This is a genomic window from Aeromonas sp. Y311-2 (assembly GCF_027706025.1).
Lineage (GTDB): Bacteria > Pseudomonadota > Gammaproteobacteria > Enterobacterales > Aeromonadaceae > Aeromonas > Aeromonas veronii.
Window position 1 is genome coordinate 25403 of record NZ_JAPDCL010000017.1, and the last position, 19336, is coordinate 44738.

The following is a 19336-nucleotide window of genomic DNA, read 5'->3' on the forward strand; positions in this document are numbered from 1 at the left end:
CCCGCGATTGCAGGGAATACACAAGTAAAAACGGCTCCTTAAGGAGCCGTTTTTCACTACAAGAAAAGATTACTTCTTGGCATCGTCTGCAGTCGGCTTCTCGATAGCCAGCAGCTCAACGTCAAACACCAGTACGGCATTCGCCGGGATGGAGCCTGCACCGTGCTCGCCATAAGCCAGCTTGGACGGCAGGAAGAACTTGAACTTGGAGCCAACCGGCATCAGCTGAACACCTTCGGTCCAACCCGGGATAACCTGGTTGAGCGGGAAGGTAGCCGGCTCGCCGCGATCGACGGAGCTGTCGAACTTGGTGCCGTCGGTCAGGGTACCGGTGTAGTGAACCTTGACGATGTCGGTAGATTTCGGCTTGGCGCCAGTGCCCATCTTCTCGACCACGTACTGCAGGCCGGATTCAGTGCTCTTCACACCCTCTTTCTTGGCGTTGGCAGCCAGGAACTCTTCGCCCTTCTTCAGATTCTCAACGGCGTCTTTCTCGGCCTTGGCCTTGGTCAGCTCGTTGATCTTGGCGTCGTAATCCTGCAGTACCTTCTGGATCTCTTCATCAGTCATCTTGGCTTCTTTGCCCAGACCGTCAGTCACCCCTTTCAGGATCACGGCGTTGTCCAGTTTGATGCCCAGTTCCTGCTGACGCTCCAGGGTATTGGCGATGTAACGACCCATGGAGAGGCCAATTGCGTAGCCAGATTGCTCTTCAAAGCTCTTGGCTTCGGCCTTGGTCGCCTCTGCCGGCTTGCTGGCTTCTGCCTTCACTTCGGCGGTATTGGCCGCAGCAGGCTTCTCGTCTTTTTGGCAAGCAGTCAGACCGACGGCAACGGCCGCCGCCAACAGGGACACCTTCAGAAATTTGTTCATCAGTTTCTCCAAACTCCAAATACCGCTCTCGGTTCCATCGTGAAATGAGAGGTTTATCGTGATAAGCGCCTTATACTAACGCCGTGATCGCAGGTAACAAAAGCGTGAGACCGCAAAAATGATAAAAAGTGCCATTTATCTGGTGAGCCTCTGTTTAATGCTCACCGGTTGCGAGCAAAGCTCCCAACCCAACCAGCAAATGACCCTCGCCAGCACGGGTCTGCTGACCGCAGATCTCTCCAGTGATGGCAAGCAGGCCATCGTCTCCAGCATCAGCCAGGGCATCATCGTCTGGGATCTGGAACAGAACCGTCAACGCTGGCGCTGGAAGCAATCCGACTCTGCGGAAGATCTGGTATTCATTACCCGCTTTTCCGAAGGCAACAGCCATGCCGTCACCGCCACCCCAGACACCTTTGCTACCTGGCGGCTGAACGACGGGCAATCACAAGGCTACTACTCACTTCCTGAATCCAGGCTGAGGGACATCGCGCTCTCTGCCGACGGTCGTTATGTGCTGATCGGGCGAGAAGATGGCAAGGCCGAGTGGCTCGATACCCGAAGCGGTCGTCGCCTGCAGTTTCTGGGGCACACCGAACAGGTCAATACGGTGGATCTCTCCGCCAACGGTCGCTACGCCCTGACCGGCGGCAACGACTACAGCGCCTATCTGTGGGATACCCGTAGCGGGCAGGTGATCTGGCGCTTCAACCATGGTGGCCGGGTGATCATGGCCAGACTGGAGCCGAGCGGCCGCTATGCCTTCACCGCCGACAGCAGCCGGGCCAGCTTCTGGGATCTGAAAACCGGCAAGGAGGTGAGTCAGCTGCAATATGATCACCGCTTCGAGGTCTACACCAGCGCCCGCTTTGCCAACGATGGCAAGTGGCTCATCACCGGCGCCCCTTCCCGTCAGCTCTCCCTGTGGCAAGTGAGCGATGGTGCCCTGCTGCAGAGCTGGCGCGTCTCGCCGCAACCCAAGGTGAAACCGCCCAGCGCAGTGGTCTACGGCGTCGCTTTGCGCGACAATAGCCACCTTGTCAGTGCCAGCTCCAGTGGTCTGGCCGAAATCTGGACAATCAAGTAAGGACCCGAAGGCCCATGAGTCAGCAACTTAACGATCGCATCGAAACCCTGGAAACCCGTCTCGCCTATGCGGAGTACACCATAGAGCAGCTCAACGACGAGGTAACCACCCAGGGCCGTGAACTCGATCGGCTCAAATACCAGATCCAGCTGCTGATCGACAAACTGCAAAGCGTACAGCCCAGCCAGATTGCCAGCATGGCCGAAGAGACCCCGCCGCCGCACTATTGATGGGTGCGCAATCAACAAGCTGTATGCTCAAGACCAATAAAAATCCGAAACCGGCTAAACCGGTTTCGGATTTTTTTATCCAAATGGCCTGACAGCTGCGACTCAGCGCTTCAGAGTCGGCCCGCGTTAACCTTTGTAGATCTTGGGGTTAAACACATCTCGCAGCCAGTCCCCCAGCAGGTTGATGACCAGCACCAGCACCACCAGACAGATACCCGGGAAGGCGGTGATCCACCAGGAGCCGGAGAAGATGTAGTTGAAGCCGACGCTGATAAGCGAACCGAGCGAGGGCTGATCAACCGGCATTCCCAGACCAAGGAAGGAGAGCGCCGCTTCGCTCATGATGGCGTTGGCCACCTGCACGGTGGAGATCACCAGAATGGGCGACAGGCAGTTGGGCAGAATGTGGCGGAACATGATGCGCGGGGCGCGGAACCCCATCACCTTGGCCGCTTCCACATACTCCTTCTTCTTCTCCGCCAGCACAGAGGCGCGCACAGTACGGGCGTACTGCGGCCACTCGGCGATACCGATGATCACCACCAGCATCATGATGGCAAACTTCGAGTAAAACTCGGAGCCAAAGGTTGCCTGAAAGATGGCGGAGATGATGATCGCCACCATCATGGTGGAGAACGACAGCTGCACATCGGCAAAGCGCATCAGCAGGTTGTCGATACGACCACCGAAATAACCGGCAATCAGACCGATGACGATACCGAGCACCAGCTGCAGCGCCACCGCAAACAGGCCGATGGTGAGGGAGATACGGGCGCCATAGAGAATGGTACTCCAGATATCCCGCCCCTGGTTGTCGGTGCCGAGCCAGAAGCGCTCCTCGCCACCTTCGAGCCAGGAGGGGGGCAACTCGGCATCCATCAGATCAAAACTGGTCTGGTCATAGACGTTGTGCGGGGCGAGCCAGGGTGCCAGCAGCGCCGCCAGCACAAATACCACGAACACCGCAAAGCTGAACATGGCTACCTTGTCCCGCAGGAAGTAGTAGACGATGTCAGAGTTCTTGAATCGTGCCCAACGGCTTGGGCTTGCAGTTACAGCATTAGTCATGCGCTTACCCCTTGGCAGTCAGGTTAACGGTCGGGTTGATCAACCCGTAGAGCAGGTCGACCAGGGTATTGGTCACCACGAAGATCAATCCCACGAAGATGACGTAGGCGGTGATGAGGGGCGTATCGACCCGGTGGATCGCCTCGAGGAACAGGAAGCCGGTGCCCGGCCACTGGAACACGCTCTCGGTCAGAATGGTGTAGGCCACCATGGTGCCGATCTGCACCCCGCCGACGGTAATGACAGGCAGCATGGTGTTCTTCAGAGCGTGCTGATAGTAGACCTTGTTGTTATCCAGCCCTTTGGCGCGGGCGAATTTGACGTACTCGGAGGAGAGCTGCTCCAGCATCTCGGAGCGCACCAGCCGGATAAACAGCGGCAGCATGATGGAAGAGAGGGACACCGCCGGCAGGATCAGATGCAGGATACCGTCCCAAGTGAAGAAGCCCGACTCCCAGCCCAGCAGGTTGCGAGTCTCGCCGCGGCCATAGGCTGGCAGCCAGCCCAGCTGGATGGAGAAGAGGTACATCAGCATGATGGCGGTCAAAAATACCGGGATCGAAATGCCGATACTGCTCCCCGCCATGATGATCTTGGTGGGAATGCTACGCGGGCGGATCGCCGAATAGACACCGAGTGGAATGGAGACCACCACGATGATAAGCGCGGCAGCAAACACCAGCTCAAGGGTGGCCACCAGCTTGTCGAGGATCACCTCGAGAGCGGGTCGCTTGAAGAAATAGGAGGTACCCAAATCCCCATGCACCGCATTTTTCAGAAAGCGGCTGTATTTGATGAGGAAGGGATCGTTAAGGCCCATCTTCTCGCGCAACTCGTGACGCTGGGCTTCGGAGACGGATTGTCCCACCAGCTCGCGCAACGGGTCACCCAGGTTATCCTGGATGGAGAAGGCGACCAGGCTGATGACGAACATCACTATCACGGCCTGATAGAACCGTTTCAGCAGGAATGTAAACATGCTTGTCCTTCTACGTGGCCTGTGTCGTGGCACAGGCTTCTGTTAGTGGGCGGAGTGGCCAGCTGACCACCCCGCCCCGTCCTTCCTTGCGACGTTCTCTTACTTGCTGACCACCAGGTCACCCAGGTAAGGGAAGTTCATCACGTTGACCACCGGCTTGATGTCGACGTTCTTCTTGGCGCCATAGGCCAGATCTTCCCAGTGCAACGGCACGTAGGCAGCATCTTCGATCAGCATGGCTTCGACCTTCTTCAGCATCTCGGCACGCTTGGCAGGATCGGTCTCGGCGTTGGCATCCATCACCAGCTTGTCAGCTTCGGCGTTGGCGTAACCGGCGCAGTTGTACTGACCCATACCGGTCTTGGCATCCTTGGTGAAGGTCAGGAACTCGAAGAAGTTCGCGGTATCTTCAGTGTCGGAGTGCCAGCCGATCAGCTGCATGTCCGCGGCGCACTTGTCAAACTCGGGCCAGTACTGTGCCACCGGCATGGTCTTCAGATCCACCTTGATGTTGATCTTGGCCAGCATGGCGGAGACAGCCTGGGCAATCTTGACGTCGTTGACGTAGCGGGCAGCCGGGGAGATGAAGGTCATCTTGAAGCCTTTCTCGTAACCGGCCTCTTTCATCAGCTCCTTGGCCTTGGCCAGGTCATACTGGGGCACCAGCGCCTCGTTGTGACCGGCATAGCCTTTCGGGCTCAGCTGACCAGCAGGGGTACCGAAGCCCTTGTTGATCTTCTCGACGATACCCACCTGGTTGATGGCGTAGTTGATCGCCTGACGTACACGCTTGTCTTTCAGCGCCGGGTTGGTGTTCTGGTTCAGCTCGATGATGATGGCGCGGGTACCGGACAGGGTAACCAGCTGGGAGTCCTTGCCATTCTTCACGCGCTCCAGATCGTTCGGCGCAACCGGATAGATCATGTCCACGTCGCCACCCAGCAGGGCTGCAACACGGGTCGCATCTTCCTTGATGGGCACCACGGTCAGGTTCTCAACGTTACCCTTGGAGGCCTTGTCCCAGTAGTTGGCGTTGCGGGCATAATCCAGCTTCACACCCTGCTCGCGGAACTTGACGGTGAACGGGCCAGTACCGGAGACGTGGGTAGAGGCATAGGAGTCGCCGTTTTTGACGATCTCGGCCTTGTCTTTGCCCGCTTCGGTCTTGCCGGTGTAGAACTTGGAGTCCATCGGGAAGATGTAGGTGACGGTCTGCAGCACCAGCGGGAAAGGCTTGGCAGTGATCAGATCGACGGTGTAGTCATCGACCTTCTTAACTTCGCTGATGGGATCGAAGATCGCCTTGAAGTCGACGGAGGATTTCAGGCGGTTGACGGTCCACACCACGTCGTCGGCGGTGAAGTCGTTACCGGAGTGGAACTTGACCCCTTTGCGCAGGTGGAAGCGGACAGTCTTGTCATCAACACGCTCGAACTTCTCGGCCAGACGGGGCTCGAACTGCAGGTCCTGGGTGTAACGCATCAGGGGATCGAATACCAGGTGCGACATCTCCAGGGTCTGACCGGAGAGCTGCTCCTGCGGATCCAGCGAAGTGGCGTCAGAAGCGACACCCACCTTGATATCAGCGGCTGAGACACTGAAGGCGAAACCGGCGGCAAACAGCGCCAGGGCAATCTTGGACAATCCTTTCTTCATCTTGTTCTCCATGCTTTTGGCTTTCTTATGACACTTTTTTTGACAAGCAGACCGGCGCACCGGCGCTCTCCTAGCTTGCGATTTCCAGCCCCTCGCGGGACATTCCCTTGAACTCCGGCATGAGGGAGATCAGCTTGCGGCTGTACTCATGCTCGGCATTGGTAAAGAGTTTCTCGGTCTCGGCCACCTCCACCAGATGACCGTGCTGCATCACCCCGATGCGGTCGCACATCTGGCGGATCACCGGCAGATCGTGGCTGATAAACAGCATGGTGAGCTTGAGCTCCTGCTGCAGATCCTTGAGCAGGTTGAGGATCTGGGCCTGCACCGACACATCCAGCGCCGAGGTCGGCTCGTCGCAGATGAGGAAGCGCGGGCGAGTGGCCAGGGCGCGTGCAATGGAGATGCGCTGGCGCTGACCGCCGGAGAACTCGTGGGGATACTTGACCCCGGCACCACGACCGAGACCCACGTGATCCAGCAGATCGCCGACAATCCCCTCAATCTGGCTCTCGCTGCTCGCCAGCTGATGGAAGCGGATCGGCTCGGCAATGATGTCGCACACCTTCATCCGCGGGTTCATCGAGGAATAGGGGTTCTGAAACACCATCTGCATCTGGCGACGCAGCGGGCGACGCTCGCGCTCGCTCTTGAGGGCGGTGAGATCGATCCCCTCAAAGAAGATTTTGCCGGTATCAGGCGGATAGAGACCGGTGATGGCGCGGGCAATGGTCGATTTACCGGAGCCCGACTCCCCCACCAGACCGAAGGTCTCCCCTTCGAAGATCTCGAAGCTGATGTTGTTGCAGGCGCGTACATACTGGCGGCGGCTCGGGAAGATGGAGTCCTTGGTGACGAACTTCAGATCGACGTTCTCCACCCGCAGCAGCGCCCCTTCATAGGCTCGCTCGTCCTGACTCTGGCCGAGCCAGTGGGTCTTGAGGTCAATATTGGTATCCGGCGCACTGGCATCCTCGATATAGGAGACCAGCGGGAAACGCACCAGCTTCACATCGGAGCGGGGTACCGCCGAGATGAGGCTGCGGGTATAGGGGTGATTGGGGCTGCCCAGCACCTGTTCGGTCAGGCCGAACTCCACCAGATCGCCGCGATACATCACTGCCACCTTGTCGGTAACGTTGGAGACCACGCCCATGTCGTGGGTCACCAGCATGCAGCCCACCTGACGCTCTTTGCATAGGGCGCGGATAAGCTGGAGGATCTGATCCTGAATGGAGACGTCGAGCGCCGTGGTCGGCTCATCGGCGATGATCAGCTCCGGATCGCAGGAGAGCGCAATGGCGATAACCACCCGCTGACGCATGCCACCGGAAAACTGGTGTGGATACTGCTTGATGCGCAGCTCCGGCTGCGGAATACCCACAGCCCCCATCAGCTCCAATGCCTTGGCAAAAGCGGCTTCGCGAGAGAGGTCGGTATTGGCCAGAATGGTCTCCACCAGCTGATGCTCAACGGTGAACAGCGGGTTGAGGGAGGTCATGGGGTCCTGGAAGATGAACCCGATACGGGAGCCACGGATGGCCCGCATCTCGTTCTGGCTCTTGCCGGAGATGAGCTCGCCATTGAGATAGATATCGCCACGGGCGATGCGACCCGGCGGGCTCAGGAGATCGATAACGGCGTTGCCGATGGTGGACTTGCCGGCGCCGGATTCACCGACCACCCCGACAATCTCACCCTTTTCGATAGAGAAAGAGAGATCCTTCACCGCGGCCAGCACCCCGTAGCGGGAGGGGTACTCGATCCGCAAGTTCTTTACTTCGAGCAAGGACATGTTTACCTCTGCGGGGGACATCCGTCCCAAATAATTCGTCCGTAAATCAGCCGCAGATGCCGGTTGTTACCTTGGGCAATATTTGCTCAATCCATGAGGCAGCGAAACCAGCGATCCGGGCGGGTTTTTTGCATTTTTTTGGAATAACCCGCGAGTAACTTAGACGGTTTGACCACGGGTGTAAATGATTGAGTTATACAATTCCGCAATGTTTTGTGCAGATAACCACCAATTCAGCAGAGATAAATGATGATTTTCATCACACAAATGGCCGGTGCGTCCGTACATCTATTGGTATCATTACTTTAATTTCAACAACAACGCAACAAGCAGCATTTATCACTATTTCCAAAACAATCACCAGCCCCGAATGAGTAGTGAATATTTATGTGAAATGGATGATAAACGGCAGCATATGCCGATGAATGAAAATTAAGCAGATATAAATCGGGGAATGCCAGAACGGTCATCCCCCGGAAGGTGGCTCTTAACCGAGCCAGAATGCCAGTAATTGCATACAAAACAGGGCAAACAGGCCGGCGATAAGATCGTCCAGCATGATACCCAAACCACCGTGGATCCGGCGATCAAACCAGGAGATGGGCCAGGGCTTGAGCACATCAAACAACCGGAACAGCGCGAAGCCCGCCACCACCCACTCCCAACCGGCTGGCGCGGCGATCATGGTGACGCCAAACCCGATCACCTCATCCCAGACGATGGCGCCGTGATCCGGCATACCGATGGCATCGGTGGCGCTCTGACAGATACGAATACCGACCACAAACCCCACCGCCAGCAAGGCGATAAACCAGTGGGTCGGCAGCCCGCTCACCAGCAGGTAGAGCGGAATGGCCGCCAGGGTGCCCATGGTGCCTGGCGCTTTGGGGCTGAGACCGGAACCAAACCCCACCGCCAAAAAGTGAAGCGGATTTTTCAGATCCAGTCGTGTCAGCTCGGGCTTTATCCTGAACAAACTCATGCGAAGTGATCCCACCCTTTCAGTTGCAGCTCGACCGCTTGGTCGCCACGCAGGTAGTCGATGCCCGGCTCGCCCGCCACGATGCGGCCGATGCGGCTGAACTTGACCCCGCTGTGAGCCAGCGCCGTATCGAGCGCGCCTCGGTGCTCCTCCGGTACGGTGAAGCAGAGCTCGTAGTCATCGCCACCGGCCAGCGCCAGTTGCCACGCCTCCTGCTCGCTCACCGCATCCTGCAGCACCGGCGAGAGCGGCAGCAGATCGAGATCGATCTGGGCCCGTACGCCGGAGGCCTTGAGAATATGGCCGAGATCCGATGCCAGACCATCGGAGAGATCCAGCGCACTGCCCGCCAGCCCGCGCAGCGCCTGTCCGGCCAGAATGCGGGGATGGGGGTGGTCGAGCCGTGGCAGCACCGCAGCCAGCTGGTTCTCGTTGAGAGTGCGTTTGCCCAGCAGGTGGGAGAGCGCCAGCGCGGCATCTCCCAGAGTGCCGGTCACATAGATGCCGTCACCCGCCTTGGCGCCGCTGCGCATCAAGGCGCGCCCGGCAGGCACCGACCCCTTCACCGAGATGGTGATGGAGAGCGGCCCGCGGGTCATGTCTCCGCCCACCAGCGCCACATTGTAGTACTCGGCCAGCTCCAGAAACCCTTCGGCAAAACCGGCGACCCAGCCTTCGTTAATGGCAGGTAGGGTCAGCGCCAGCGACACCCAGCGCGGCTCGGCCCCCATGGCGGCGAGATCGGAGAGATTGACCGCCAGCGCCTTGTAGCCGAGATCCACCGGATCCATGTCGGGAAAGAAGTGTACGCCGCTCACCAGAGTGTCGGTGCTCACCGCCAGCTGGGTATCGGGGGGCAGGGTCAGCAGGGCACAGTCATCTCCAGGGCCCATCACCACGTCCTTGCGGGCGTGGGGGACCTTGAAGTACTTATCAATCAGCTCAAATTCACCCATACAGTAAAAAGCCAGCAATAAGCTGGCTCCTCTCTTAGATGCTGACGGACAGCAGGATCAACGCTTGTTCAGCGACTTGATCACCTTGTCCAGTACACCGTTGACAAACTTGTGGCTGTCATCGGCAGCAAAAGCTTTGGCCAGCTCGATCGCTTCGTTGATGACCACGCGCGGCGGTACATCATCACGACGGGTCAGCTCATAGGTCGCCAGACGCAGGATCGCCTTGTCCACCATGTCCACTTCTTCCAGCGGACGGGAGAGGAAAGGTGCAAACACCTTGTCCAGCTCACTGCAGTGGAGGGCTACCCCGAACAGCAGATCGCGGAAATAGTTCAGGTCTACACCCTTGGTGTCCTGATCGATCTTGAACTGCTCTTCGATGTCACCCACGTTAGCCTTGGTCATCTGCCACTGGTAGATGGCCTGGGTGGCGCAATGGCGGGCTTTACGGCGCTCAGACGGTTTCAATGTACTTCTCCTCGTTACACGTCCAGTTCTTTCAGGACGTTGATCATTTCGAGCGCTGCCAGTGCAGCCTCTGCACCCTTGTTACCCGCCTTGGTACCTGCACGCTCGATGGCTTGTTCAATGTTTTCAGTGGTCAGCACACCGAAGGCAACGGGAATTTCATATTCCATCATTACCTGGGCCATGCCCTTGCTGTTCTCGTTTGCCACCAGGTCGAAGTGGTAGGTGCCGCCACGGATGACAGTGCCGACCGCCACGATGGCGTCGTATTGACCACTCTTGGCCAGCTTCTTGATGACCAATGGCATTTCAACCGCGCCCGGCACTTTTACCAGTGTCAGGTTGCTGTCCTGCACTTGACCTTGACGCTTCAGTACGTCCACCGCGCCGTTCACCAGACTGTCGTTGATGAAGCTGTTGAAACGGGCAACAACAATAGCAACGCGCGCCTCAGGAGCGGCAATATTTCCTTCGATAACCTTCATTGGAAATCCTGTATCTGTGCAATCAAAAGGGCCGGAGTCAAAAGTGCGCACATTCTAGCACAACAGACCCACGACAAAAACCATGGCCGCAATAGACGGCCATGATCGCGATTTAACCAGTCCGGCGCGCTTACTCGCCGGTAAATTCCACGACTTCCAGACCGAAACCGCCCGGAAGGGGATGGTACTTCTCTGGTGGAACTTTACTCGCCTACGTACTCAACCACTTCCAGACCGAAACCACCGAGGGCATGGTACTTCTTCGGCGAGCTCAACAGGCGCATCTTGCTCACGCCAAGGGCCTTGAGGATCTGGGAACCCACGCCAACCCGGCGCGAGGTGCCCTGCCACTTGGCTCCTTCCGGCGCCAGTCCCTTGTCGGCGGCTTCAAAACCCTTGACCCTAGCAAGCAGCTCGGCGCCATGGGATTCCGCCCCCAAAATCACCAGCACGCCGCCCTCGTCGGCGATGCGGGCCATGGATTTGGGCAGCGGCCAGCTGCGGGCTGCATGACGGTCGGTCAACAGCAGATCGCTCAGCACATCGTGCAGATGAACGCGCACCAGGGTCGGCTGGTCGGCCTGTACCTCACCCTTTTTCAGGGCGAAGTGAACCTGATTGTCGATGGTGTCACGGAAGGTGATGAGGTCAAACTCGCCAAATTCGGTGGGCAGCTTGCACTCGGCCACCTTCTCGACCGTGGTCTCGTGCTGGTTGCGGTACTCGATCAGGTCGGCGATGGTACCAAGCTTGATGCCGTGCTCCTCGGCGAAGATCTCCAGGTCAGGACGGCGCGCCATGGTGCCATCTTCGTTGAGGATCTCGACGATGACGGCGGCAGGCTCGAAACCGGCCAGACGGGCCAGATCGCAACCGGCTTCGGTGTGGCCGGCACGGGTCAGCACGCCGCCATCCTGCGCCATCAGCGGGAAGATGTGGCCCGGCTGCACCAGATCGGCAGCCTTGGCATTGGGCGCCACAGCCGCCTGCACGGTCACCGCACGATCGGCGGCGGAGATACCCGTGGTCACCCCTTCTGCCGCCTCGATGGAGACTGTAAAGGCGGTGGAGAACTGGGCATTGTTGCGATCCACCATCAGCGGCAGCGCCAATTGCTTGCAGCGATCCCGGGTCAGGGTCAGGCAGATGAGGCCACGGCCGTAGCGGGCCATGAAGTTGATATCCTCCGGACGGACGCAGGAGGCGGCCATGATGAGGTCCCCTTCGTTCTCCCTGTCTTCGTCATCCATCAGGATCACCATCTTGCCAGCCTTGATATCGGCAATGATTTCCTGGGTTGTGCTCAGCGCCATGGGCTACTCCATCAGTGTGCTTGGGGGTTGAGCCCGCAGGCTCAACGCAAATGCGTGTGTATGTTGCTCTAGATTGGGGCTAGCGGCTCCATTTCAATCAGAGCGGGATCACAGAAAATCGTTTTGGTGGGCAGATTTAGCGCACACCGTCAGAGAAAACCGGCCTTGGCCAGCGTCTCCATGGTCAGGGTCGAGGCGCTGCTCTCCTGACTTTTCCCCATCATCAGCCGCTCCAGATAGCGGGCGATCTGATCCACCTCGAGGTTGACCTTGTGGCCCGGCTTCCAGCTGGCGATGGTGGTCTCCTGGGCGGTATGAGGCACGATGGTCAGGCGAAACAGGTCCCCCTGCACCGCGTTGACGGTGAGGCTGATGCCATCCACCGCAATGGAGCCTTTCTCGGCGATATAGCGGGAGAGTTCCCCCGGCGCCTTGATCCAGTACTCGATGGCGCGGCCGCTGCTGGAGACGCTTTTCACCTCCCCTACCCCATCCACGTGGCCGGAGACCAGATGGCCGCCGAGGCGGGAGGTGGGCATCAGTGCCTTCTCGAGGTTGACCCGATCGCCCACCCTGGCGGCGGCAAAACCGGTGCGCGACAGGGTTTCCAGCGACACATCGGCGGTATAGCTCTTGTCGCCCAGCGCTACAACCGTGAGACAGACGCCGTTGGTGGCAATGGAGTCGCCCAGCTTGACGTCGCTAAAATCCAGACCCAGGGCGTGGACGGTGAGGGCCATGTCGTCGCCCTGACGGCGCAGTTCGGCCAGGGTTCCCACCGCTTCGATAATTCCGGTAAACATGCAGATCACCTTGCTGATGACGGGGGCTGATTATGCCCCCTTGAACATTGATAAATCAGGCTATTTTGGCGGTAATGCGAATATCTTGGCCGACCATGCGCACATCCTTGATGGCGAGCTTGGGGGCCTGGAACAGCCGGGTCAGACCCGGCAGATGGAACAGGCCGCGCCCTTCGTCACCCATCAGTTTGGGTGCCTGATAGAGCACCAGCTCATCCACCAGCCCTTTTTCCAGCAGAGCGCCGCAGAGCCGCGGGCCCGCCTCGACCAGCACCGAGTTGACGTTCTGCTTGGCCAGCAGCATGAAGAGGCTGACCAGATCCAGCTTGCCATCCAGCAGTGGCAGCTCCAGCTGCTGCACCCGCTCGGGCCACTCGCCGGACGCCTTGTGACGGGCCAGCAGCACCGGGCTCTCGCTCTGGAACAGAGGCAAGTCGGGTGTGAGGCGGTTTTGCGAATCGACGATAACCCGCAGCGGCTGGCGCAGGGTCTCTTTGGGATAACTCGCCTTGACCGAGGGGGGCAGCTCGTCCCAGCGCACGGTCAGGGAAGCGCCATCGGCCAGCACGGTTTCGGAGCTGGAGAGCACCGCATCGTGGCGGGCCCGCAGCCGTTGCACGTCACGGCGCGCATCCGGGGAGGTGATCCACTGGCTCTCGCCGCTCGCCATGGCGGTGCGGCCATCGAGGCTGGCCCCCAGCTTGACGGTCACCCGCGGGAAGGCGGTACGCATCCGCTTGAAAAAGCCCGGGTTGAGCGCTTCGGCTTCACTCGCCAGCAGGCCGAAATCGGTCTTGATCCCCGCTTCGGAGAGCATCCGCAGGCCGCGCCCGCCCACCTGGGGATTGGGATCGACCATAGCCGCCACCACCCGGGCCACACCGGCGTTGATCAGCGCTTCGGCGCAGGGGGGAGTACGACCGTGGTGGGAGCAGGGTTCGAGGGTCACATAGGCGGTGGCGCCGCGGGCGTTGTCACCGGCGGCGCGCAGGGCGTAGACCTCAGCATGGGGTTCGCCCGCTTTCTGATGCCACCCTTCGCCAACTACCACGCCATCCTTGACCAGCACGGCGCCGACGCAGGGGTTGGGGGCCGTGGTGTAGCGGCCGCGGCGGGCCAGTTCGAGGGCCCGACTCATCCATTGGTAATCATCTTGACTAAACATTCGGGCTCCTTTGACAACACATCTCGGCTTTACGCAGTATCGTAGGTTCGATTAGCGCAGCGTAATCGGACGCGGCAACATGGGTAAGAATGGCGGTTTACTTCTCCAGCTTGGCGATCTCTTCGCCGAACTCGCGAATATCTTCGAAGCTGCGATAGACGGAGGCAAAGCGGATATAGGCCACCTTGTCCAGACTCTTGAGCTCATCCATCACCAGATTGCCCACCAACTCGGAGGCGACTTCACGCTCGCCGGTGGCACGCAGACGGGATTTGATATGGTTAACCGCCTTTTCGATGGCCTCCATGCTCACCGGCCGCTTCTCCAGCGCCCGCAGGATGCCGGCACGCAGCTTGTCTTCATTGAACGGCTCGCGGGAGCCGTTGGACTTGATGACGCGGGGCATCACCAGCTCGGCCATCTCGAAGGTGGTAAAACGCTCGTGACAGAGCAGACACTCACGACGGCGGCGCACCTGATGGCCTTCTGCCACCAGACGGGAATCGATCACCTTGGTATCAACCGCACTACAGAATGGGCAATGCATCGGACCTCCGGCGTTAATGGAACAGGGACCGGCCCGGCGGGCCAGGATCTAGGTCGGCCAGTGTAGCACGGCCATCCAAAACCGGTAAAAGCCAGAAAAAACAATGCCACCCGCAGGTGGCATTGGTCTCAAACCGGATGGTCTGACTTATCAGCCATAAACCGGGAAGCGGCGGCAGATATCCAGCACCTTCTCACGCACTGTGGCCAGCACGGCATCGTTGTCGTGGTTGTCCAGTACGTCGCAGATCCAGTGGGTCAGCTCGATGGACTCTGCTTCCTTGAAACCGCGGCGGGTGATGGCCGGGGTACCGATCCGCACACCGGAGGTGACGAACGGGGAGCGCGGGTCGTTGGGCACGGAGTTCTTGTTGACGGTGATGTTGGCTTTGCCCAACGCAGCGTCAGCGTCCTTACCGGTCAGCTCGCGGCCGATCAGATCAACCAGCATCAGGTGGTTGTCGGTACCGCCGGAGACGATCTTGTAACCGCGCTCGATAAAGGTGGCGGCCATCGCCTTGGCGTTTTTCACGACCTGAGCCTGATAGGTCTTGAACTCCGGCTCCAGCGCCTCTTTGAAGGCAACGGCTTTACCGGCGATGACGTGCATCAGCGGGCCACCCTGGCCACCCGGGAAGACGGCAGAGTTGAGCTTCTTGTAGAGCTCCTCGTCGTCAGCAGCGGAGAGGATCAGACCACCGCGCGGACCGGCCAGGGTCTTGTGGGTGGTGGAGGTGACCACGTGAGCGTGGGGAACCGGGTTCGGGTAGACGCCAGCGGCAATCAGACCAGCCACGTGAGCCATGTCGACGAACAGGTAGGCACCGACCTTGTCGGCGATTTCGCGCATGCGGGCCCAGTCAACGATGCCGGAGTAGGCAGAGAAGCCACCGATCATCATCTTCGGCTTGTGCTCGACAGCCTGACGTTCCATGTCGTCGTAGTCGATCTTGCCGGACTCATCGATACCGTAAGGCACGATGTTGTAAAGCTTGCCGGAGAAGTTGACCGGGGAGCCGTGGGTCAGGTGACCGCCGTGGGCCAGGTTCATGCCCAGTACGGTGTCGCCCGGCTGCAGCAGAGCCATATAAACGGCGCTGTTGGCCTGAGAGCCGGAGTGCGGCTGCACGTTGGCGTAAGTGGCACCGAACAGCTCTTTGGCGCGCTCGATGGCCAGGGTTTCGACCACATCCACATACTCGCAACCACCGTAGTAACGCTTGGAGGGGTAACCTTCAGCGTACTTGTTGGTCAGCTGGGAGCCCTGGGCTTCCATGACACGGGGGCTGGTGTAGTTCTCAGACGCAATCAGCTCGATATGCTCTTCCTGACGACGGGTTTCGTCTGTGATGGCCTGCCACAATTGCGGATCATAATTGGCGATGGTCATGTCACGTTTCAACATCCGTTTCTCTCCTGAAAATCGTTTGCGCGTTAGGTGAAGTGGGCGCGGGCATTGTAACGTGAGCTGGATCAAAGAGACAGTCCAACCACCTAAAAAAATGTTGAATTTATGTTGTAAAAAGCAAGATCCCCTCCCCGTTCAATACCCTGGCCCCTCCGCCAAACGGCACATTTTTCATCCCGTGGCGGGCGGGCAAAACCCGAAGGGGATCACAACGCCCTCTTTATACATCCAGTAACATATTCATTCGAAACAAATTTAATGATGATGGAGCTGATTGCAGCCATGCATCCGAGGGGCTGCACCTAACCGGAGGAGTTCAAGATGGACCATCTGCTGACATTCGTGATCCTGGCTGTCTTTTTTCTGTTCTACTGGGTCTACTACACCAGCCAACGCAAACATGTCCCCACCACCTCGTGGGAGCAGCTCCCCACCAAAGCCGAATATCTGGCGGCCCACCCTGAATCAGTCGATGGCGACATCATCTTCTGTTATCACTGCGGCCACCACGAGTTGCTGGAAGTGGGCATGGTGCACCTGACCGATTTTCGCCGGGAATGGGTCTGTGCCAAGTGCAAGCAGGTGCTATTTCGGGAGAGCGAATAACGGCGCAGGGGCTGGCCCCCTCTGAACGTTGTGCATCGCCAGCTGGGATCAGAACGGCGCATCCCTGTTGGCCGCCAGCCACTGCTGCAACCCGCTCACCGCCGCGTCAAATTGCCCGCCGATTGCCGCAGGCTCCCCGCCTCCCGCCTCAAGAGCCGCACAGTGGCTGGCAAATTCGGTCAACCCAAGCGCCAGCGCACTCCCCTTGAGCTTGTGCGCCAGCTGACGTTGCTCACTTCCCTCACCCTGAGCCAACTTATCCACCAACACCCGCCCTTGCGACTCAAACAGCGCGACCAGCTGACGGATCCGCGCCATGCCGAGCAGGGGCAGATCGGCATCCAGCACCGGATTGGCCCACTCGGGGTGGTTAGTTGGGGGCACGGCTACTGATAACTGCACCTGTGGCTCGATAGAGGCCCCTTCTTGCCGAAATAGTTGATCTATGGCGTTCGCCAGCACCGCCAGCCGCACCGGCTTGCCGACAAAATCGACAAACCCGGCGGCAAGGCAGTGGCGGATATCCTCCGGATACATCTGGGCCGAGATGGCGATGGCGGGCAGCGGCCGCTCATGCATCTCCTCGCTGATGGCGGCCAGATCCTCGCGCAGGGTCATGCCGTCCATATCGGGCAGATTGATATCGAGCAGCGCCAGCTCGAAGGGGCGCTCGGTCACCAGCGCCAGCGCGCTGCGACCATCCTCCGCCAGGGTGACGCGATGGCCGAGGCGGGTCAGCATGCCGTGCGCCACCAGCCGGTTGATCTCGTTATCCTCCACCAGCAGGATGTCGCGGGACTGGCCAAGGTGCAGCGGTTGCGCCTCGGCAGGCAGCTGAGCACTCGAGCGTTGCAAGGGCAGGCTGAAGCTGAATTCACACCCCTTGCCCGGTTCGCTGGCAAGGATCAGCTCGCCCCCCATGGCGGCCACCAGCTTGCGGCTGATCGCCAGTCCCAACCCGGTGCCGCCCTGATGGCCTATATCGCGCTTGCGCTGGCGAAACGCCTCGAACACCGCCTCCTGCTCATCGGCCGGAATGCCGGGGCCGGTATCGCGCACCACAAACCGGATGCAGGGCTCGGCGCAAGGACCTTGGCAGGCAAGAGGCGCCACCGTCAGGGTAATCTGGCCACGGGCGGTAAACTTGACCGCATTGCCGAGCAAGTTGCCGAGCACCTGCCGCAGCTTGCCCAGATCCCCCTCGACCACAGGCGCCAGCTCGGGTGCATATTCCAGCGCCAGGGTGACCCCCTTGGCCGCAGCCTTTGGCCGGAACAACGCGCTGAGTTCATCCACCAGCTGGAACAGGGGGAAGGGCTCGCGGCGCGCCTCCACATGGCCCGCTTCTATCTTGGAGTAGTCGAGAATGTCGTTGAGGATCTCCAGCAGGGATTCGCCGCTGTGCTCGATGGCGGCCAGATAGCGCTGCTGGGTATCGCTCAGGTGGGTATCTTCCAGCAGCGTCAGGCCACCCAGAATGCCGTTCATGGGGGTTCGGATCTCGTGGCTCATGGTGGCGAGAAACACCGACTTGGCGCGGTTGGCCTGCTCGGCCTCGGCGCGGGCCTGCCGCTGCTTCTCCACCTCCTCATTGAGCCGCTCGTTGGCGTGGCTGAGCTGGCCGGTGCGCTCCTCGACCCGCGACTCCAGCTCGCGCTGATAGCGGCCCAGCTCAACCGCATTGTCACGAAACACCTGCAAGGCCCGCCCCAGCTCCGCCAGCTCATCGCGCCCGGTACTGGCGATCGGCTCAAGAGGGGCCAGATCCCCGCGCGCCAACCGGCTCATCCCCGCCACCGCCCGTTGCAGCGGCCAGACGATCCGGCCGTAGACCATGCGCCACATCAACAGCATCAGCAGTAACAGGGTGAGCAGGCCAATGGCCATCAACGCCTGCTCCAGCAGCCTGAGGCGCTGGCTTAGCGCCAGCTGGCTCTGCCCCAGCGAATCGCGGGCACGGCTGACCAGCTCACCGACCTGCTGGTTGAGGCTGCTCATCAGGGCCTCATTGGCATTGGCCAGCACCCGCAGCGCCTCCCCCTTGCCGAGCCAGTCGCTGCGCAGTTGTACCAGCTTGTCGCTCTGCGCCAGCACGGTCAGCGCCTGCTCCACCGCCTGCCGGCGGGCCGGGTCGGTCACCGCTCCGGCCCGCAGTTGCAAGATGGCCAGCTCCCGCTGCCCCTCTTGCAATAGCGTTTGCAACTGTTCCTGCCGTTCACTGCGCCACATCTCCTCGATGCGCTGCTGCTGCATCAGGGTGCGATGGCGCAGCTCGGTCATCTGCTCCAGCCAGTCGAGATCCTGCTCCAGCAAGCGATCCAGCGTCCGGGCCGCCTGCGCACCTTGCTGTTGGTAGAGGGAACCCAACCCCGCCACCATCACGGTTTCGGCGTTCTCCATCTGGCTACGCGCCAGCTCGGCAATCTGCCCGGCTGCCGCCACCAGACGGGCCCGCTGCGCCTCCCCCTGCGCCATCAAGGTCAGGCGCTCCCCCACCAGCCAGCCCTGCTGACCCAGATTGCCGATGATGCTCTGACTGAGCTGATCGAGGCTTGTTGAACCCTGCCCACGGCCGAGTTGCACCAGTACCTGCTGCAACTGTTGCCCCTGCAGAGTGAGCAAGCGCCCCTGATGCTCCCGCTCCTGCTCGCTGGTTGCGGTGGCCAGCAGCCGGGACGCGCTCTGGATCTCGCCGCTGAGGCGAGAGAGCGTGCGGGCCAGCTCCTGATCGGCCAGCGTCTGCTGCACCCCTTGCTCCAGCTGGCGCAGATGGCTAAGCCCCACCCAACCCAGCAGGGAGGCACTCAGTGTGAGTAATGCCATCAAGGAGAAGGCCAGCAGCAACTTGCCACCCAGGCCGGAAAAGATTCTCACGGGAAGTCCCTTGGTTGTGGTCGGCTTTGACCGGATAAT

Annotated in this window: 18 protein-coding genes; 3 read left to right on the plus strand and 15 right to left on the minus strand. The window is 59.9% G+C overall.

Going from position 1 to position 19336, the window contains the following annotated elements; all coding sequences use genetic code 11:
• Positions 1-69: 69 nt before the first annotated feature.
• Positions 70-873, minus strand: coding sequence for an FKBP-type peptidyl-prolyl cis-trans isomerase (gene fkpA, locus OKC42_RS15620; protein ID WP_005335283.1), 804 nt, complete (start codon positions 871-873; stop codon positions 70-72).
• Between the two features lie 118 nt (positions 874-991).
• On the opposite strand from fkpA, the gene OKC42_RS15625 reads away from it, so the two are divergent.
• Together OKC42_RS15625 and OKC42_RS15630 are read left to right on the plus strand one after the other, a co-directional pair.
• Entirely contained in the window at positions 992-1960 is a 969-nt protein-coding gene (locus OKC42_RS15625; protein ID WP_270820204.1) for a hypothetical protein, read from the plus strand.
• 14 nt (positions 1961-1974) lie between these two features.
• Entirely contained in the window at positions 1975-2190 is a 216-nt protein-coding gene (locus OKC42_RS15630; RefSeq protein ID WP_005335285.1) for a SlyX family protein, read from the plus strand.
• Between the two features lie 126 nt (positions 2191-2316).
• Here the strand turns inward: OKC42_RS15630 and OKC42_RS15635 are convergent, their stop codons facing one another.
• The 13 genes from OKC42_RS15635 to glyA form a co-directional block, all read right to left on the minus strand.
• On the minus strand, positions 2317-3258 hold the full coding sequence (locus OKC42_RS15635) for an ABC transporter permease (protein ID WP_019445927.1): 942 nt from the start codon (positions 3256-3258) through the stop codon (positions 2317-2319).
• A 4-nt stretch (positions 3259-3262) separates the two neighbouring features.
• Entirely contained in the window at positions 3263-4237 is a 975-nt protein-coding gene (locus tag OKC42_RS15640; protein ID WP_005349514.1) for an ABC transporter permease, read from the minus strand.
• 99 nt (positions 4238-4336) lie between these two features.
• Positions 4337-5893: an ABC transporter substrate-binding protein gene (locus OKC42_RS15645; RefSeq protein WP_042054176.1), complete on the minus strand. Its 1557-nt coding sequence runs from the start codon at positions 5891-5893 to the stop codon at positions 4337-4339.
• 70 nt (positions 5894-5963) lie between these two features.
• Positions 5964-7688 (minus strand): dipeptide ABC transporter ATP-binding protein, encoded by a 1725-nt coding sequence (locus tag OKC42_RS15650; RefSeq protein WP_194496594.1) that lies wholly within the window; start codon positions 7686-7688, stop codon positions 5964-5966.
• Positions 7689-8175: 487 nt separating this feature from the next.
• The gene (locus tag OKC42_RS15655; RefSeq protein ID WP_005349509.1) at positions 8176-8670 is read right to left on the minus strand and encodes a phosphatidylglycerophosphatase A family protein; all 495 of its coding nucleotides are present in this window, start codon (positions 8668-8670) and stop codon (positions 8176-8178) included.
• Positions 8667-9626, minus strand: a complete 960-nt coding sequence (gene thiL, locus OKC42_RS15660) for a thiamine-phosphate kinase (RefSeq protein ID WP_026034998.1) — start codon at positions 9624-9626, stop codon at positions 8667-8669. Before thiL ends, OKC42_RS15655 begins: the two co-directional genes overlap by 4 nt.
• 57 nt (positions 9627-9683) lie before the next feature.
• Positions 9684-10097, minus strand: a complete 414-nt coding sequence (nusB, locus tag OKC42_RS15665) for a transcription antitermination factor NusB (RefSeq protein ID WP_005343514.1) — start codon at positions 10095-10097, stop codon at positions 9684-9686.
• Positions 10098-10111: 14 nt separating this feature from the next.
• Positions 10112-10582, minus strand: a complete 471-nt coding sequence (ribH, locus tag OKC42_RS15670; protein WP_005338866.1) for a 6,7-dimethyl-8-ribityllumazine synthase — start codon at positions 10580-10582, stop codon at positions 10112-10114.
• 203 nt (positions 10583-10785) lie between these two features.
• Complete coding sequence (ribBA, locus tag OKC42_RS15675; protein ID WP_108613925.1) at positions 10786-11895, minus strand: bifunctional 3,4-dihydroxy-2-butanone-4-phosphate synthase/GTP cyclohydrolase II; 1110 nt, start codon at positions 11893-11895, stop codon at positions 10786-10788.
• A gap of 149 nt (positions 11896-12044) precedes the next feature.
• Positions 12045-12698 carry a riboflavin synthase gene (locus OKC42_RS15680; RefSeq protein WP_110303384.1) on the minus strand — a complete coding sequence of 218 codons (654 nt, stop codon included), beginning with the start codon at positions 12696-12698 and terminating at the stop codon, positions 12045-12047.
• 55 nt (positions 12699-12753) lie between these two features.
• Entirely contained in the window at positions 12754-13863 is a 1110-nt protein-coding gene (gene ribD, locus OKC42_RS15685) for a bifunctional diaminohydroxyphosphoribosylaminopyrimidine deaminase/5-amino-6-(5-phosphoribosylamino)uracil reductase RibD (RefSeq protein WP_270820205.1), read from the minus strand.
• A 97-nt stretch (positions 13864-13960) separates the two neighbouring features.
• A complete protein-coding gene (nrdR, locus tag OKC42_RS15690; RefSeq protein ID WP_005338880.1) occupies positions 13961-14410 on the minus strand; it encodes a transcriptional regulator NrdR in 450 nt (149 codons plus the stop codon).
• Between the two features lie 150 nt (positions 14411-14560).
• Positions 14561-15814: a serine hydroxymethyltransferase gene (glyA, locus tag OKC42_RS15695; protein ID WP_005338884.1), complete on the minus strand. Its 1254-nt coding sequence runs from the start codon at positions 15812-15814 to the stop codon at positions 14561-14563.
• Between the two features lie 324 nt (positions 15815-16138).
• Here glyA and OKC42_RS15700 point away from each other — a divergent pair, with 324 nt between their 5' ends.
• Complete coding sequence (locus tag OKC42_RS15700) at positions 16139-16423, plus strand: hypothetical protein (protein WP_270820206.1); 285 nt, start codon at positions 16139-16141, stop codon at positions 16421-16423.
• Positions 16424-16471: 48 nt separating this feature from the next.
• Here OKC42_RS15700 and torS read toward each other — a convergent pair whose 3' ends face one another.
• Positions 16472-19297 (minus strand): TMAO reductase system sensor histidine kinase/response regulator TorS, encoded by a 2826-nt coding sequence (gene torS, locus OKC42_RS15705; RefSeq protein WP_270820208.1) that lies wholly within the window; start codon positions 19295-19297, stop codon positions 16472-16474.
• Positions 19298-19336: the final 39 nt, after the last annotated feature.